11 protein-coding genes are annotated in these 15,807 nt (G+C 72.4%); 2 read left to right on the top strand and 9 right to left on the bottom strand.

Annotation, left to right across the window (positions count from 1 at the left end; genetic code table 11):
* Positions 1-5: 5 nt before the first annotated feature.
* On the bottom strand, positions 6-836 hold the full coding sequence (locus ACQEVU_RS46705) for a serine hydrolase (RefSeq protein ID WP_433336230.1): 831 nt from the start codon (positions 834-836) through the stop codon (positions 6-8).
* Between the two features lie 127 nt (positions 837-963).
* On the opposite strand from ACQEVU_RS46705, the gene ACQEVU_RS46700 reads away from it, so the two are divergent.
* Complete coding sequence (locus tag ACQEVU_RS46700) at positions 964-1,833, top strand: bifunctional methylenetetrahydrofolate dehydrogenase/methenyltetrahydrofolate cyclohydrolase (RefSeq protein WP_433336228.1); 870 nt, start codon at positions 964-966, stop codon at positions 1,831-1,833.
* 520 nt (positions 1,834-2,353) lie between these two features.
* Here the strand turns inward: ACQEVU_RS46700 and ACQEVU_RS46695 are convergent.
* The 6 genes from ACQEVU_RS46695 to ACQEVU_RS46670 all read right to left on the bottom strand — a co-directional run bounded on the left by ACQEVU_RS46695 (position 2,354) and on the right by ACQEVU_RS46670 (position 9,551).
* A complete protein-coding gene (locus tag ACQEVU_RS46695; protein WP_433336226.1) occupies positions 2,354-3,916 on the bottom strand; it encodes a hypothetical protein in 1,563 nt (520 codons plus the stop codon).
* 316 nt (positions 3,917-4,232) lie between these two features.
* Complete coding sequence (locus tag ACQEVU_RS46690; protein WP_433336224.1) at positions 4,233-5,450, bottom strand: NADP-dependent isocitrate dehydrogenase; 1,218 nt, start codon at positions 5,448-5,450, stop codon at positions 4,233-4,235.
* Between the two features lie 268 nt (positions 5,451-5,718).
* Complete coding sequence (locus ACQEVU_RS46685) at positions 5,719-6,930, bottom strand: hypothetical protein (protein WP_433336222.1); 1,212 nt, start codon at positions 6,928-6,930, stop codon at positions 5,719-5,721.
* A complete protein-coding gene (locus tag ACQEVU_RS46680; protein ID WP_433336220.1) occupies positions 6,927-7,694 on the bottom strand; it encodes an alpha/beta fold hydrolase in 768 nt (255 codons plus the stop codon). Before ACQEVU_RS46680 ends, ACQEVU_RS46685 begins: the two co-directional genes overlap by 4 nt.
* Positions 7,695-7,704: 10 nt before the next feature.
* Entirely contained in the window at positions 7,705-8,631 is a 927-nt protein-coding gene (locus ACQEVU_RS46675) for a glycosyltransferase family 2 protein (RefSeq protein ID WP_433336218.1), read from the bottom strand.
* Positions 8,628-9,551 (bottom strand): sulfotransferase, encoded by a 924-nt coding sequence (locus ACQEVU_RS46670; protein WP_433336216.1) that lies wholly within the window; start codon positions 9,549-9,551, stop codon positions 8,628-8,630. The genes ACQEVU_RS46675 and ACQEVU_RS46670 overlap by 4 nt, the downstream gene beginning before the upstream one ends.
* Positions 9,552-9,628: 77 nt before the next feature.
* On the opposite strand from ACQEVU_RS46670, the gene ACQEVU_RS46665 reads away from it, so the two are divergent.
* Positions 9,629-10,444, top strand: a complete 816-nt coding sequence (locus tag ACQEVU_RS46665; protein ID WP_433336214.1) for a WecB/TagA/CpsF family glycosyltransferase — start codon at positions 9,629-9,631, stop codon at positions 10,442-10,444.
* A gap of 479 nt (positions 10,445-10,923) precedes the next feature.
* Here ACQEVU_RS46665 and ACQEVU_RS46660 read toward each other — a convergent pair whose 3' ends face one another.
* Positions 10,924-11,895, bottom strand: coding sequence for a MazG family protein (locus tag ACQEVU_RS46660; protein WP_433336212.1), 972 nt, complete (start codon positions 11,893-11,895; stop codon positions 10,924-10,926).
* A gap of 86 nt (positions 11,896-11,981) precedes the next feature.
* On the bottom strand, positions 11,982-15,590 hold the full coding sequence (gene mfd, locus ACQEVU_RS46655) for a transcription-repair coupling factor (RefSeq protein ID WP_433336210.1): 3,609 nt from the start codon (positions 15,588-15,590) through the stop codon (positions 11,982-11,984).
* Positions 15,591-15,807 lie beyond the last annotated feature (217 nt).

Below are 15,807 nucleotides of genomic sequence, written 5' to 3'. Positions count from 1 at the left end.
CTTCGTCACGGCAGCGTGACGGGGGCCGGCACCTTTGCCCCGAAGTACGTCGCCACCGCGTCGCTCACCGCGTGCGCCCCCTTTTCCAGGGTCCCGCCCGGCGGCTGCTCGTACATGGCCGACACCACGTAGCGCTCGCCGTCCCCGGCGAACCCGACGGTGTGCGTCATCCACACGTTCTTGCCGTTGACCGGCTTCTCCACCCACCCGTCCTTGTTGCCCGGCTTGAACCCGGACCCGGCCGCCCAGACCCCCCAGTGCTGGTTGCTCGCCACCTTGCGCAGGGTCGTCACGAGGTAGGCCCGGCTGGTGCCGTCGGTTTTCTCCAGGACGTACGACATCAGGTTTTGCAGGTCTTCGGCACTGCACCGAAGGTTGCGCCAGAACGTGTCCATGCCCTCGACAACGGCCAGGCTGCTCATCCCGAACCTGGACCGGAAGCGCTCGAGCATCCCGGCCCCGTCGTACCTGTTCCACAGTGCCGTGGCCGCATCGTTGTCCGAGTTGATCAGCGCCTTGTCCAGGTTCGCGCGATCGGTGGCGTCGAGCGTGATGAGCTTGGCCTGATTACGTTCGAGCAGGTCGGTGGCGATCGCGAGCTTGATCGTCGAGGCCGTCCAGGTCGTCGCCCGGGTGTCACCGGCCTTCCACACGTTGCCGGTCACGCGGTCCCGGATGATGATCCCGAACGTCCCCGGCAGCTTCTGCACGAACGCGGCGGCCTGCGCCGTCTGGTTCTTGGCGCTGGCCGCGGGCGAGGCCCCCCTGCTCCCCAGCCCCGCGACGGCCCCCGGCTCCCCGTCGACCTGCCGCCCCTGGCTCTCGCTCGCCCCCACGACGGGCTGCGGTTCGCTGGGCGGAGTGGCAGAATCGCCACACGCGGTCAACGTGATCAGGGTGAGAAGGGCTACTACCCCGCGCCGGACAAGCACGCACTGAACTCTAATGGCAGGATCGGAAGCCGTGACGGCAACGATTCTCGACGGTAAGGCAACGGCGACCGCCATAAAGGACGAACTGCGTGCCCGCGTGAGTTCGCTGAAGGCCGCCGGCATAGTGCCCGGCCTGGGCACGATCCTGGTCGGCGACGATCCCGGTAGTCACGCCTACGTGGCCGGCAAGCACCGCGACTGCGCCGAGGTCGGCATAGCCTCGATCCGCTGCGATCTGCCCGCCACCGCCACCCAGTCCGAAGTGGAGTCCGCGGTGGCGTCCCTGAACGCCGACCCCGCGTGCACGGGCTACATCGTGCAGCTGCCGTTGCCGAAGGGCCTCGACGAGCAGCGCATCCTGCAGCAGATCGACCCGGACAAGGACGCCGACGGCCTGCACCCCACGAACCTGGGCCGCCTGGTCCTGAACATCCCGGCCCCGCTGCCGTGCACCCCGAACGGCATCGTCGAGCTCCTGCGCCGCTACGACATCCCGATCAACGGCGCCGAGGTGACGGCCATCGGCCGCGGCACCACCGCCGGCCGCCCGCTGGGCCTGATCTTCACCCGCAAGTCCGAGAACGCCACGGTCACGCTGTGCCACACCGGCACCCGCGACCTGGCCTCCCACACGCGAACCGCCGACATCGTGGTCGTCGCCGCCGGCTCCGCCGCCTTGCTGACCCGCGACATGGTGAAGCCCGGCGCCGCGGTCCTCGATGTGGGCGTAACCCGCGTGGTGGACGAGTCGGGAAAGGCCCGCCTGGTCGGCGACGTGGCACCCGACGTGGCCGAGGTGGCCGGGTACTTGGCCCCGATGCCCGGCGGCGTGGGCCCAATGACGAGGGCCATGCTCCTGACCAACGTCGTCGAACTCGCGGAACGCCAGCTCACGGCATAGTTCGCCGCTCTGCCCTTGTGCTCGTGGCGCCGCGCCCGGGAGCGCCGCACTCGCGCTCCCGGGCCCGTCACGCCACGGCAGCGTCGGTCGCCTCGCGGTGCGGCGGTTCCCAGAAGTCCGTCGCGGTCGTCGCCGCCCATGGTGGCGGTCGCGGCACGTCCGCTCGTAGGAGTCCGTCGCGGTCGGGCTGCTCGGAACGTCTGTCGCGGTCGCCCGTTGATGGTGGTCACGGCGCGGCCTCTCGTTGAAGCCCGGGGAACCGGGCGAGCCGGACGCGCGGCGGAGGGCGTCGCCGTTCGGGCTCGCGGCGCCCGCCGGCCAACAAGGTCGCACACGCCGGCTAGACGCGCCGGTAGCCCGGTCGCGGCCTTGTCCCGCCTGCGCTAGCCGACGCCTTGGGTGGCGTTTGCTCCAGGGCGGCCGCGCGGTGCCTGCTGTGCGCCCGGCGCGGGCCGCGCTTCGGGTGGCCGTGCGGTGCTTGCTTCCGGGCGATACTGCGGCCGGTGCGGGCCGTGTCGGGTCAGGTGATGCTCAGGTACAGCTGCGTGGCCTTCTCCTCTCGAGTGGCGATCACGGCGTGGGCGCCCGACGCGGCGACGAAGGCTTGCGGGCAGCGGGTGTTGCACGCGATCGCGCGCTCCTCCTGGGTCGCGCCGTCCTTCGTGGCGACGGTCAGCAGGCGCAGCGCGCCGGCCCGGCTGCGCCACAGCACGTAGGCGTGGCCGTCGGCCGCCACGCCGGCGACCGGCTGGTCGCCGCCGAGGCCGGCCAGGCTCACGTCCCACTGCTTGGCGCCCGTGCGGGCCTCGACCGCGGTCAGGTGGGCCTGGGCGCTGCCGGGGTCGGCGTAGATCAGGCTCGGGCCGGCGGCCACGGAGAGCGTGCCCACCGCGTCGTGGCGGGCGCCGACCGAGCCGGTGATCGCGTCCATGTAGGTGGCCCGCTGTGGCGCCGCGCCCGTCAGCGTGACGAAGCCGGCGCCCATGGAATACACCCGGAGCTCGCTGCTGCCCCGCTGGATCGCGTGCCACGACCAGCGCTCCACGCCGTCCGCCGCGGCCAGGCCGACGGCCACGTCGTCGACGCCCTGCGCGCGGCAGCGCATCGCGACCGCGATCGTATCGGCCGTGCCGGCCAGGTCGGTCACGTCGCAGGCGGCGCCGTCGCGGGCCGGCGTCCACCGCCAGCGTTGCGCGCCGGTCCGCGCGTCGAGCCCGAGCAGGTCGCCGACGCCGACGCCGGTGCCCGACAGCACCGCCGTGCGGCCCGCGGCCCGCACGGTCGCGACCTTGCCCGACTGGTAGCGCTGGGAGAACCGCTGCGCCCCGGTCGCCGCATCGAGGCCGGTCACGAGCACGCCGTCATCGGTGCCGAACGCCACCACCACGCCGTCGTCGACCAGCCCGGCCGCCTGGCTGGGCAGGTCGGAGCGCAGATACTGCCAGGCCGTCGCGCCGTTGCCGAGCCACACCGCGCGGATTCCGTCGGCACCGCGCAGTACCGCCAAATCTCCCTGCACACCGACCAGCTCCACGCCGGTGTACGGCAGCGAGGTGACGACCGCCTGCGTCGCGGGCGCGGCCCCGACCGTCGTGGCGTCGACGAACCGCCCCTCGCGGGCCCAGTCGACGGCGAGCCCGCCGGCGATCAGCAGCACGACCACGACCCCGCCGACCCCGGCCCACGGCCGCCAGTCGCGCCCCGGCAGCTTGCCCGCGCCCGTGACCACCAGCGTCGCCCAGCCCACGACGAGCAGCGCGGATCCGACCACCGTGACCGGGCCGCCGAGGCCGATGCCCGCGCTCGGCTCGACCAGCCGCGCCAGCGCCGCCGCGATCACCGCCGCGGCCAGCCCGGCTACCGCCGCCACCGCGCCGATCCGCCGCGACCGGCGCGGCTCGGTGCGCGCATACGCCACGCACAGCGCGCTCAACAGCGGCCCGAGGAACGCGATCCCGGCGATGGTGACCAGGTCGGGGTGCCGGCCGCCGGTCATCGTCCACGGCAGCGCCAGCCCGGCGATGGTGGCGACCATGCCGAGTCCGATGACGACGATGCCTGCGGCGCGTGCGAGGAGGTTCACGAGGACAGGATGACGGGTGGGTACGACGATTTTCATCCGGGCTGGTGGCGGCGCTTCTGACGGTAAGCGGCCGACTTCGCTCTGTTCTGACAGGCGAGCGAACAGAAGCGGCGGCGAGGTAGTACGCGTCGCAGGCGTCGGCCGAGCACAGGCCGAGCCGGTGCGTCTGCCAGGTGCCGACCAAGAAGGCCAGCGCCGTCGCCGACTCCGCGGCCCACGCATCGACGATGGGCGCCTCGGCTGAGCAAGTTCGGGGGAGAGGACGACAGCGGCCCCACCCCCTGTGCGAGGGCGGGGCCGGTGCAGTGGTCGTGGATCAGGCGCCGAGGCGCTTCGAGAGGTTCTGGTCCAGCGCGTTCATGAACTCGTCCGTGGTCAGCCACGGGGCGTCGCGCGAGATCAGCAGCGCCAGGTCCTTCGTCATCTGGCCGGACTCGACGGTGTCGATGCAGACCTGCTCGAGGGTGTTGGCGAAGTTCGTGACCTCGGGGGTGCCGTCGACCTTGCCACGGTGGGCGAGGCCGCGCGTCCAGGCGAAGATCGACGCGATCGGGTTGGTCGACGTCTTCTCGCCCTTCTGCCACTGGCGGTAGTGGCGCGTGACGGTGCCGTGCGCGGCCTCGGCCTCGACGGTCTTGCCGTCGGGGGTCATCAGCACGCTGGTCATGAGGCCGAGCGAGCCGAAGCCCTGCGCCACGGTGTCCGACTGCACGTCGCCGTCGTAGTTCTTCGCCGCCCAGACGAAGCCGCCCTCCCACTTCAGGGCCGCGGCGACCATGTCGTCGATGAGGCGGTGCTCGTAGGTGATGCCCGCCTTCGCGAACTCGTCCTTGAACTCGGACTCGAAGATCTCGGCGAACAGATCCTTGAAGCGGCCGTCGTACGCCTTGAGGATCGTGTTCTTCGTCGACAGGTACACCGGGTAGCCGCGGTCCAGGCCGTAGCGGAACGACGCGCGCGCGAAGTCGCGGATCGAGTCGTCGTAGTTGTACATGCCCATGGCCACGCCGCCGCCGGGGAAGTTGGCGACCTCGAACTCCATCGGGGCGCCGCCGTCGGCCGGGGTGTACGTCACGGTGACCTTGCCGGGGCCGGGCACCACGAAGTCGGTCGCCTTGTACTGGTCGCCATGTGCGTGACGGCCGATGATGATCGGCTTGGTCCAGCCGGGGACCAGCCGCGGCACGTTCGACATGATGATCGGCTCGCGGAAGACCACGCCGCCGAGGATGTTGCGGATCGTGCCGTTCGGCGAGCGCCACATCTTCTTGAGCGAGAACTCCTCGACGCGCGCCTCGTCCGGCGTGATCGTCGCGCACTTGACCCCGACGCCGTGCTCCTTGATGGCGTTCGCCGCGTCGACCGTGACCTGGTCGTCGGTCTGGTCGCGGTACTCGATCGACAGGTCGTAGTACTTCAGATCGACGTCGAGGTACGGCAGGATCAGCTGCTCGCGGATCTGCTTCCAGATGATCCGGGTCATCTCGTCGCCGTCGAGCTCGACGACAGGGTTGTTTACCTTGATCTTCGCCATCGGCCGGGCGCTCCTCTCGCGCTGCCTGGGGGTCTCCGCCGCCGTGGGCAGTCCTCGCTGATTCCAGCACTCTTCGCTGTGCTCCACCGACGGACGTGCAAAGTCCCCGGCATCGCTTAGCAGTACGAGCGTACTGCATCCGCGGCCCAACCCCGGTCGGCCCCCCGTCGACCGTCCGCCGCCAAGGCTTCCCACGATCACTCAATATCATGAAATGTCCGAAATATTCGGCCTAGCGAAGCGGCCGGACATTTCGTGACGCAAACCACTAAAGAGACCAGGACGGGCCCGAGGGGGTGTCCTGGATCGTGACGCCCGCCGACGCCAGCGCGTCGCGCAGAGTGTCGCTCAAAGACCAGTCCTTGGCGGTACGCGCCGAAGTGCGCAGTTCGACCAAAGCGGACACCAGGGGCGTAAAGCGGTCCGGCCCCGCGAACGAACCCAGGCGCACGAGCATCTGGCGCAAAGCCGAGCGGGCCTGCTCGCGCTCGTCGGAGACGTCCGTGTCGGCGATCCAGTCCTGCAGGGCCTGCTCCAGGTCGAGCGCGGCGGCCACGCAACCGTCGGCGTCGCGGGCCTCGTGGCAGGCGTCGAAGCGGGCCGTCGTGGCCAGCGTCGACGCGGCCAGCGAGGTGAGCGGGAGCGGGTCATCGCGGTCGGCGGCGGCCGGCGCGGCGGGAGCGGCGGGGGCGAACGACGAGCCGTCGGTGAAGGCGTCGAACGGCAGCGTGGTGCCGGCCGGCCACCACTGCGAGACGCCCGCGCGGCGCAGGGTCAGGCCGCCGTTGCCGACGACCCGGACCGTCCGGGCGGCCAGGTCGAACAGGCCGGCCGTGTGCTCGTCGATGCCGATGATGAAGGCGTCGGGCGGCAGCGTGGGCTCCAGGGCGGACAGGCGCCGCTCGCCGAGGTAGCAGAAGCGGGTGTCGTGGTGGCCGCCCTCGGCGTTGTCATAATGCGGAATGAGCACCGCGGGCAGGCCGGTGACCTGGTGGAACAGGTCGAGGCCGGGGACCCAGTGCGGGTCGGTGCCGGCCTTGTAGATCTCGTACACCGGGATCGTGTGCGAGCCGAGGGTCAGCGCCGCGGCGCTTGCGAAGCAGACGACCTTTCCCGTGCCGAGGGCCTCAGCGAGTACACCTGGGAACTCTGTATCCGTCCACTGCCGCAGGGCATAGGTCGGGCTCCCCGGCCCGGCGAACAGCCAGCCGGCCTCGCGCAGGACGGCCAGCGCGCGCTCCCGCGGGAGGCCGGGCTCGGGTGCGGTGCGCCAGCCGACGACGCTGAGCTGCCGGCCGGTGCTGTCGGCGAAGTACTTGACGGCCTTGGCGGAGATGTCGTCGGCGTTTTCCTGGAAGCCGTACGGCGTGTCGATCAGCACGGCCGGGCGGTCACCGCAGCGCTGGAAGATCTCCCGGTGCGGCTTGACCATCGTGGGCGCGGTCTCGCCGGAGCCCATGATCACCAGCAGCCCGCTCATGCGAGGCTCAGCAGGTCGGCCGCGACGGACGCGGGGTGCTGGGCGTGCAGGTCGTGGTCGCCGCCGGGGTACGGGCGGATCTTCACGTCGCGCAGCCCGGCCAGGTCGGGCGTCTTGCTGCCGGCGGGGATTGCGAGGACCGGGGCGTCGATGCGGCCGAAGTACTGCTGCGGCGGGTCGTCCCACATGCTGCGCACGATCTGCATGTGCTGCGGGATCGGCAGCCGGCGGCTGAGGCGGTCGTCCGGCCCGGTGGCCAGGTTGAAGATCGTCGCCTCGATCGCCCAGGGCTCCCAGTCCGGATGACCGGATCGCAGGCGCTCGCGCAGGTGGGCGGCGGTGAGGCCGGTCACGTCCGGCGGGCGCAGCCGCGCCGCGCACGACTCCCAGTCGGGGAACTGCGCGGCGAGGTTGATCCAGCCCCCGTCGACGAGGGCCAGGCCGTGCACGCGTTCGGGGTGCCGGGCCGCCAGTTGTACGACGACATTGCCGCCCCAGGACTGACCGGCCACGACGGCGGGCGGCAGGGCGAGCTCGCCCAGCAGCGCATCGAGATCGGCGGCGGCGGTCGCGGTGTCGTAGCCGTCGGGCGGGCTGGGCGACTCGCCGTGGGAGCGCAGATCGACCGCGTACGCGGGGTGGCCCGCCGCCACCAGGTGGCCGGCCACCCCGTCCCAGAGCCGCGCGTTCGACGACAGCCCGTGTACGAGCAGGAATGGGGTCTTCGTGAGGTCGCCGCCGTGCACCCGAACGTGAAGCCTCATGGCGACGAGCCTAGATCCCGCGGCCCCTCCGGTGGAGGGCTCCGAGCACGCTTTCGACCTTGACGACGCCGGTCACGGCGGCCAGGGCGATCGCCGCGCGCGGCTCGCGCCAGTTGGAGCGCATCGCCGCCTTCGTCCACCGCCACGCGTCGCGGCGGTTGCCGGTCGCCGCCGACCAGCAGGCGAGCTGCCCGTACACGCGGCCGGCGCCGGTCGTGGACGCGGCGATCTCGGGGTGGCGGCCCATCATCCAGCGTAGGGAGGCCATCTTGGTGGCGTACTCGTACGCGAACAGCGACGACCGCCCCCACAGCACGCGCACGAGCGGCTCGTCGACGTGGACGATCTCGCCGCGCTTGACCGCCCGCAGCAGCAGGTCCCAGTCCTCGTTCTGGCTGCCCGGGGCGTCCTCGGCGACCAGGCCCAGCTCACCCCGGGCGAACGCGGAGCGGCGGACCAGGAACGTCGAGGAGTGCAGCATCGACATCCGCGAGCGGACCAGGTCGTCGAGGCCAACCAGCGACGCGCCGGCCAGCCGCGGGGTCAGCCGGTCGGCGAACTCGACCTCGATCGCCGACGTGCAGAACTCCGCCTGCGGGCGCTGCTGCAGGGCGTGCACCTGCCGGCGCAGCTTCGTGGGCAGCCACACGTCGTCGTCGTCGCAGAACGCGACCAGGTCCGTGTCGAGCGCGACGATGCCGGTGTTGCGCGCGCCGGCCAGCCCCGGCCGGCGCAGGTTGGGCAGCACGTCGAGCGGGCGCTCGCCGCCGCGGCACAGGCTCGCGTCGGTCTCGTGCTGGTCGAACACCACGATGGTGCGCACCGGCCCGGGGTAGTCCTGCGCCACGATCCCGGCCACCGCGCGCCGGAGCAGTTCGGGGCGGTTGCGCGTCGGGATCACGACGCCGACGCTCGGCCAGTGGGCGCCGGCGCTCATCGCGCGCCCCGGTAGCCGTACGCGCCGAGCAGGGGAGCGGTCAGCGCGCTCACGACCCGCCGCTGCCGCCCCGGCAGCGCCGTGCGCCAGGCGTCGTCGCGGCGCAGGGCCACCGGGCCGACGGTGAAGCGCATCGGGTTGCCGGCGGCGCTGTGGCAGGTGCCGAGGTGGGCCACGCCGTCGCGCACGAAGCCCATCTCGCCGGGCTTGATGTCGATGAAGTCGGACAGGTCGCCCAGCACCTTGGTCGGCTCGTCCAGCAACTCCTCGTACCGCACCCGCTTCACCGGCACGCCGCAGCGGTGCAGCGCCGAGAACGCGACGTTGTGCGCGTTCCACAGCAGGGCCGAGCGGCCCGGAGAGTACCGCGTCATCTCCTCGGCGTTGTCGGTCTCCGGGCGGGAGACCTTCTTCGTCCAGGAGTACGCCACCCCGCGGCTGTCGCGGACCATGTGCACGACGCGCAGGTCGATGCTCGGGGCGAAGCGCAGGCAGTAGGCGAGCGCCGCGTGCTTGGAGGAGTCGACGAGCACATCGGCGCCGGAGACGATCGCGGCGGCCTCGTAGAGGCGGGCGTACCAGTCGGCGTACTCCTCGACGAGCAGCCGATGCGCCGGGCTCATCCGCACGCTGGCCAGCTTCGGGATGTGCCGGGTCCGCTCGACCGCGTGCTTGAGGGCGAGCACCCGCCAGACGTCGACGTGCTGCCAGCCGCCGAACGCCTTCTCGCCGACGGCCTGCCAGAAGTCGCACTCGGAGAAGTGGGTGCCGCACGCGCAGCGCTCGTCGCCGGCGATGTCGCGCTCCCACAGGTGCACGACCTCCCCGAGCGGGCGCACGCCGGGCAGTTCCCCCAGAAGGCGTTCCAGCAGCGTGGTGCCGCTTCGACCCAGCCCCCCGAGGAACAGAACGCGTACCAAAGCGTCCTCCTTGGTCGTTTTGGTAGATATGCCAGTTTCGCTGGCATCTGGGTCTAACGAGGAATTGCGGACGAACGATGCTGCGCAGCTACACGCACACCCGGCGGGTCCCCGTCGGTGGCCTGTCCATCGACCCGCTCACCGAGGACGAGGTCGTGGCCCGCGTCCTGTCGGCCCTCGAGCGCGGCCGCGGCGGCTGGATCGTCACCCCGAACGTCGACATCCTGCGCCAGGTCGCCGCGGACGCCGCCCTACGAGCTCAACTCAGCGCCGCCGACCTGGTCGTGGCCGACGGCGCCCCGCTGGTCTGGGCGGCCCGCCTGGCCGGCCGCACCCTGCCGGCCCGCGTCGCCGGCTCGGACCTGATCTGGTCCCTCTCCCGGGGCCTGGCTCCTCGCGGCGGCAGCGTCTTTGTCCTGGGCGGCGCCCCGTCGACGGACGGCGAGCCGGACGGCGCCCACCGCGCGGCGGCGCGCCTGGCCGCGTCCTGCCCCGGCCTGCGCATCGCCGGCGCGTACTGCCCGCCGTTCGGCTTCGACCGCAGCCGGCGCGCGCTGCGCTCGGTGTGCGCCCGGGTGGTCAAGGCGCGCCCGCAGATGGTGTACGTCGGGATCGGCTTCCCCCGGCAGGAGCACCTGATCGCCTCGCTGCGCGCCGACCTGCCCGGCACGTGGTTCCTCGGCTGCGGCGCCGCGGTCAACTTCGTCGCCGGCGACGTGCAGCGGGCCCGGCCGGCGCTGCAGAAGGCGGGCCTGGAGTGGCTGGACCGCCTGGCCCGCGAGCCGCGGCGCCTGGCGCGGCGCTACCTGCGCGAGGACGCACCGTTCGCCGCGGCGCTGCTGGCTCGGTCGCTGCACCACCGCCTGACGCGCCGCCCGGCCCACCGCGCTTAGGGGCGGGCATTGCCGCCAAGGTCCACGCCCACGACTCGACCCGCGCCGCGGCATCCGCCGCGCCATCCTGGAACGCGCCGACCAGGTCGCCCGCCTGCCGATCATCCCGGCTTCGCGCGAGCCTGGTCAGGCGCGCAGGCGGTCGTTTCCGATGCCGGGGGAGCTTCGCCGCCGGCCCGCATCCGGCCGCCGCGGCCGGCGGCGGGCCGTGGACTCGGCCGTGACGATGACCGCGAGCGCGACCGACAGGTGCTGGTGACGGCGACCTCGGGCGTCGCTGCGCGAGGATGCGACGTGGACTCGGCGGGTGCGCGCGCGAGGGCGCCGAAGGCGGATGTGGTCGAGAGGCGGTTGCCGAATCGGGGCGGGGCTGTGACGTCGGGGTCGGAAGGCGGCTTGGTCGGCGGCGGTTCCGGCTTGTTCACCGTAACCCACGGCACCTAAACGATCTTTGAATCGGTTGCGGAGCGTTATGGGCGTTAACTGACCGGTGGTTGGTGGCGTTCTGCGGTGCGGACGGACTCCATGTAGGCGAGGGCGGCCTCGCGCAGGGCGGCCTCGGCGTCGATGCCGGCCGCGCGGGCCTCGGCCACCTTGGCCAGCAGCTCGGTGCCCAGCGACGTGGGGGGTGGGGGAGGGGTGTCCAGGCCGGCGCGCTCGACGCGTTGGAGGAGCTTGGCGGCCAGGGCGAGGGACGGCTGGGAGAGGGCGACGCCGTCGACCGCCGAGGCGCGGGACTTCTCGGCCTTCTTGATCTGCTCCCAGTTGGCGATGATCTCGTCGATGCCGCCCACCTCGGTGTCGGCGAAGACGTGGGGGTTGCGGCGGATCAGCTTCGCGACCAGGTCGCCGGCCACGTCGTCGATGGTGAAGCCGGCCGTCTCCTCGGCGTGCCGGGCGTGGATGGCCACCTGGAGCAGGACGTCGCCGAGCTCCTCGCGGATCGCCTCCATGTCGTCGTCGCGGATGGCGTCGTACAGCTCATACGCCTCCTCGAGCAGGAACGGGGCCAGCGTCTCGTGGGTCTGGGCGCGCTTCCACGGGTCGCCGCCCTCGGGCTGCATGAGGCGGTCCATCACCGTGACGACGTCCAGCAGGCGGGCGCCCGCCGGGTCCCACGAACCGTAGAGGAGCTCCAGCTCGGCCAGGCCCGGCTCACGGGCCAGGCGGAGGCCCAGCTCGCGGGCCAGCTGCTCGTCGCCGTCCGGAGCGGCCAGCCAGACCACCGTTTCGTGCTGGGCGGCCGCGTCGAGGAGGGCGTTGACGGTGCCGGCGGCGGACGGGGCGGCGAGCAGGGACGGGTTGGAGGGCGGGACCACCGTGACCGTGGCGCCGGCGGCGCGCAGGGCGGCGGACTGCTCCGACTCGGCGGCGGTGAGCACCGGGTGGGCGCGCACCAGGTCCCAGGCCTGCGCGGTCAGGATTCCGGCCGGCAGGCGCGGAGATGTCACCAGGAGCACCACTCGAGCCAACGTCAGCCTCCTCCTTCAGGGACGTGCCGGCCGCACCCGGTGGGCGCGCAAGAGACGTGGCGCGGTCACTGCTTCGCCGCGGGGGCCGAAGCGGCGACCGGCTCGCCCAGCACGGTGGTCAGCAGCTCGGCCGCCCACTCGAGCAGCGCCGTGTCCCGCATCGGCTCGCCGCCGACGCGGCGGGTCGACGGGCGGGGCAGGGAGACGGTGTCGGCGGCGGACTTGTACACGGACTCGGGGTAGAGGCGCTTCAGGCGCATCTGCTTCGAGTCCGGCAGCTGCAGCGGGCCGAAGCGGACGTGCTTGCCCTGCAGGGAGACGTCCGTCAGGCCGTAGGAGCGGGCCAGGTGGCGGAAGCGGGCGACCGCGATCAGGTTGGCGACCGGGAGCGGGGGCTCGCCGTAGCGGTCGCGCATCTCGGCGACGATCTCGTCCAGGGCGGGGCCGTCCTTGGCGCCGGCGATCTTGCGGTAGATCTCCAGGCGGAGGCGCTCGGCCGCGATGTACTCCAAGGGGAGGTGGGCGTCGACCGGGAGGTCGATCTTGACGTCGGGCTCCTCCTCCTCGGGGCGCTCGCCCTTGAACTGCTGGACGGCCTCGCCGACCATGCGCACGTAGAGGTCGAAGCCGACGCCCTCGATGTGGCCGGACTGCTCGCCGCCGAGCAGGTTGCCGGCGCCGCGGATCTCGAGGTCCTTCATCGCGACATACATGCCGGCGCCGAGCTCCGTGTGCTGGGCGATCGTGGCCAGGCGCTCGTGGGCATGCTCGGTCAGCGGCTTGTCCGGCGGGTAGAGGAAGTAGGCGTAGGCGCGCTCGCGGCCGCGGCCCACCCGGCCGCGGATCTGGTGCAGCTGGGCCAGGCCGAGCAGGTCGGCGCGCTCGACGATCAGGGTGTTGGCGTTGGGGATGTCGATGCCGCTCTCCACGATCGTGGTGCAGACGAGGACGTCGTACTCCTTCTCCCAGAAGCCCACCATGATCTTCTCGAGGGCCTCCTCGGACATCTGGCCGTGCGCGACGGCGACGCGGGCCTCGGGCACCAGCTCGCGCAGCCGGCGGGCGGCGCGCTCGATCGACTCGACCCGGTTGTGCAGGTAGAAGACCTGGCCGTCGCGCAGCAGCTCGCGGTGGATGGCCGCGGCGACCTGCTTGTCGTCCTGGGCGCCGACGAACGTGAGCACCGGGTGGCGCTCCTCCGGCGGAGTGGCGATCGTCGACATCTCGCGGATGCCGGTGATCGCCATCTCCAGGGTGCGGGGGATCGGGGTGGCCGACATGGTCAGCACGTCGACCGAGGCCCGCAGCTGTTTGAGGAACTCCTTGTGCTCCACGCCGAAGCGCTGCTCCTCGTCGACGATGACCAGGCCCAGCTGCTTGAACCTCGTCGCGGTCTGCAGCAGCCGGTGGGTGCCGATGACGATGTCGACGGTGCCGTCGGTGACCTTCTCCAGGGTCAGCTTCGTCTCGGTCGGGGTCTGGAACCGCGAGAGCTGGCGCACCTCGACCGGGAACTGCGCGACCCGCTCGGAGAAGGTGTTGAAGTGCTGCTGGGCCAGCAGCGTGGTCGGCACGAGCACGGCGACCTGCTTGCCGTCCTGCACCGCCTTGAACGCCGCCCGCACCGCGATCTCGGTCTTGCCGTAGCCGACGTCGCCACAGATCAGCCGGTCCATCGGGACCGCCTTCTCCATGTCGCCCTTGACCTCCTCGATCGCGGCCAGCTGGTCGGGGGTCTCGTGATAGGGGAAGGCGTCCTCGAGCTCGCGCTGCCAGGGCGTGTCGGGGCCGAAGGCGTGGCCCTGCGAGTTTTGCCGGACGGCGTAGAGCTGGATGAGCTGGGCGGCGATCTCCCGGACCGCCTTGCGGGCGCGGGACTTGGCCTTCTGCCACTCGGAGCCGCCCATCTTGTGCAGCGTGGGCGTCTCGCCGCCGACGTAGCGGGAGAGCTGGTCGAGCTGGTCGGTGGGGACGAAGAGCCGGTCGCCGGGCTGGCCGCGCTTGGACGCCGCGTATTCGATCACGAGGTATTCGCGGTCGGCGCCGTTGACGGTGCGCTGGACCATCTCGACGTAACGGCCGATGCCGTGCTGCTCGTGCACCACGAAGTCGCCGGTGCGCAGCTCGAGCGGGTCGATCTGGTTGCGCCGCCGGCTCGGCATCTTGCGCATGTCCTTGGTGGACGCGCCCCGGCCGCCGGAGATGTCGGCGCCGGTGATGACGGCCAGCCGGGCGTCCTCGTCGAGGAAGCCCAGCTCGAGCGAGCCGGTCGTGATCGTCACGACGCCGGGGTCGGGCGCCCCCTCGAGCGACTCGACGAGCGCGACGCCGAGGTCGGCGCCGCGCAGCACCTCGGCGGCGCGCTGGGCCGGCCCGGTGCCGGCGAAGACCAGCGCGACCCGCCAGCCCTCGCCGGTGAGCCGCTTGAGGTCGTCGACGACGCGGGCGGTCTCCCCGTGATACAGCGGGACGGCCTGCGCGGGCAGCGTGATCGTCACCGCGTCGTCGGAGACGACGACCGGCTCGGGCTCCTCGCCGACCAGCCAGGGCTCGACCGGGGCGACCGAGTCGACGGTGGCCGCGAACGGGCTCAGCGACCACCAGGGCTGCCCGAGCGAGGCGGCCGCCGCCCGGACGTCGCCCAGGTGGCGGAACGCCGCCGCGCCGAGGTCGATGGGGGCCTTGCCGCCGACCGCGGCCGCCGCCCAGCTCGCCTCCAGGAACTCGTCGCTGGTGCGGACCAGGTCGTGGGCGCGGGTGCGGATGCGCTCGGGGTCGCACAGCAGCACGTGGGTGCCCGGCGGCATGGTGTGCAGGACCAGCTCGAGCGAGTCGGTGCCGCCCAGCAGGGCCGGGGCGAGGGACTCCATGCCCTCGACCGGGATGCCGCCGGCGAGCTTGTCGAGCAGCTCGGCCAGCTGCGGGTGGTCGGTGGACAGGGCCGCGGCCCGGGCCCGCACCTCGTCGGTCAGGAGCAGCTCCCGGCACGGCGGGGCCCACAGCCGGTCGACCTTCTCGATGGTGCGCTGGTCGGCGACCGCGAACGAGCGGATCTCCTCGACCTCGTCGCCCCAGAACTCCACCCGCAGCGGGTGCTCCTCGGTCGGCGGGAACACGTCGAGGATGCCGCCGCGGACCGCGAACTCGCCGCGCTTGGTGACCAGGTCGACCCGCGTGTAGGCGAGCTCGCCCAGCCGGGCGGTGAGCGCGTCGAGGTCGGCCGAGCCGCGCGGGCGAAGCTCGATCGGCTCGAGGTCGCCGAGGCCCTTGAGCTGCGGCTGGAGCACCGAGCGGACCGGGGCGACGACGACTCGCGGCCGGGGCGCCTCCGCGGTCGGGTGGGCCAGGCGGCGCAGCACGGCCAGGCGGCGTCCTACCGTGTCGGAGCGCGGCGAGAGCCGCTCGTGGGGCAGCGTCTCCCAGGCCGGGTAGACGGCGACCGAGTCGGGGTCGAGCAGGCAGCCCAGGGCCGCGGCCAGGTCCTCGGCCTCGCGGCCGGTGGCGGTCACCGCCAGGACGGGCCGCTCGGCGGCGATCGTGGCGGCCACGAAGGCACGCAGGGCCGGCGGCCCGGTCAGGTCGACCTGGTCGGAGTGCCCGGCGCGGGCCAGGTCGCGCGCTCGGGTGAGAGCGGGGTCGTCGAGGATGGCGGCGCAGAGACCGGCGAGCTTCATGGCCGAGTTGCCCCCACAGAGAAAGAAGACACGACAAACTGCCCCGGCGCCCAGGCAGGGCGGGGGTGGTCAATGCACCTCAAGCCTAAGTCGATGCACGTACCAGCCTATCTGGCGGGTATGACAAGAATGACCGGGGCAGTTGCTGTTACATGACTCACCGCAGCGCCACGGGCCGTCGCTGGAGCCGATACGATGCCTGCAACGATCAGAAAAC

The organism is Dactylosporangium sp. CA-139066, from assembly GCF_050936175.1.
In the GTDB taxonomy this organism is placed as follows: Bacteria; Actinomycetota; Actinomycetes; order Mycobacteriales; family Micromonosporaceae; genus Dactylosporangium.
The sequence above is the reverse complement of the archived record's forward strand: the minus strand, read 5'-3'. Positions and strand labels throughout refer to the sequence as shown.

Excerpts from the sequence above, each read along its gene's own strand:
- ACQEVU_RS46690 (WP_433336224.1), bottom strand. The coding sequence starts at position 5,450 with ATGGCGAAGATCAAGGTAAACAACCCTGTCGTCGAGCTCGACGGCGAC.
- ACQEVU_RS46685 (WP_433336222.1), bottom strand. The coding sequence starts at position 6,930 with ATGAGCGGGCTGCTGGTGATCATGGGCTCCGGCGAGACCGCGCCCACG.
- ACQEVU_RS46680 (WP_433336220.1), bottom strand. The coding sequence starts at position 7,694 with ATGAGGCTTCACGTTCGGGTGCACGGCGGCGACCTCACGAAGACCCCA.
- ACQEVU_RS46675 (WP_433336218.1), bottom strand. The coding sequence starts at position 8,631 with ATGAGCGCCGGCGCCCACTGGCCGAGCGTCGGCGTCGTGATCCCGACG.
- ACQEVU_RS46665 (WP_433336214.1), top strand. The coding sequence starts at position 9,629 with ATGCTGCGCAGCTACACGCACACCCGGCGGGTCCCCGTCGGTGGCCTG.
- mfd (WP_433336210.1), bottom strand. The coding sequence starts at position 15,590 with ATGAAGCTCGCCGGTCTCTGCGCCGCCATCCTCGACGACCCCGCTCTC.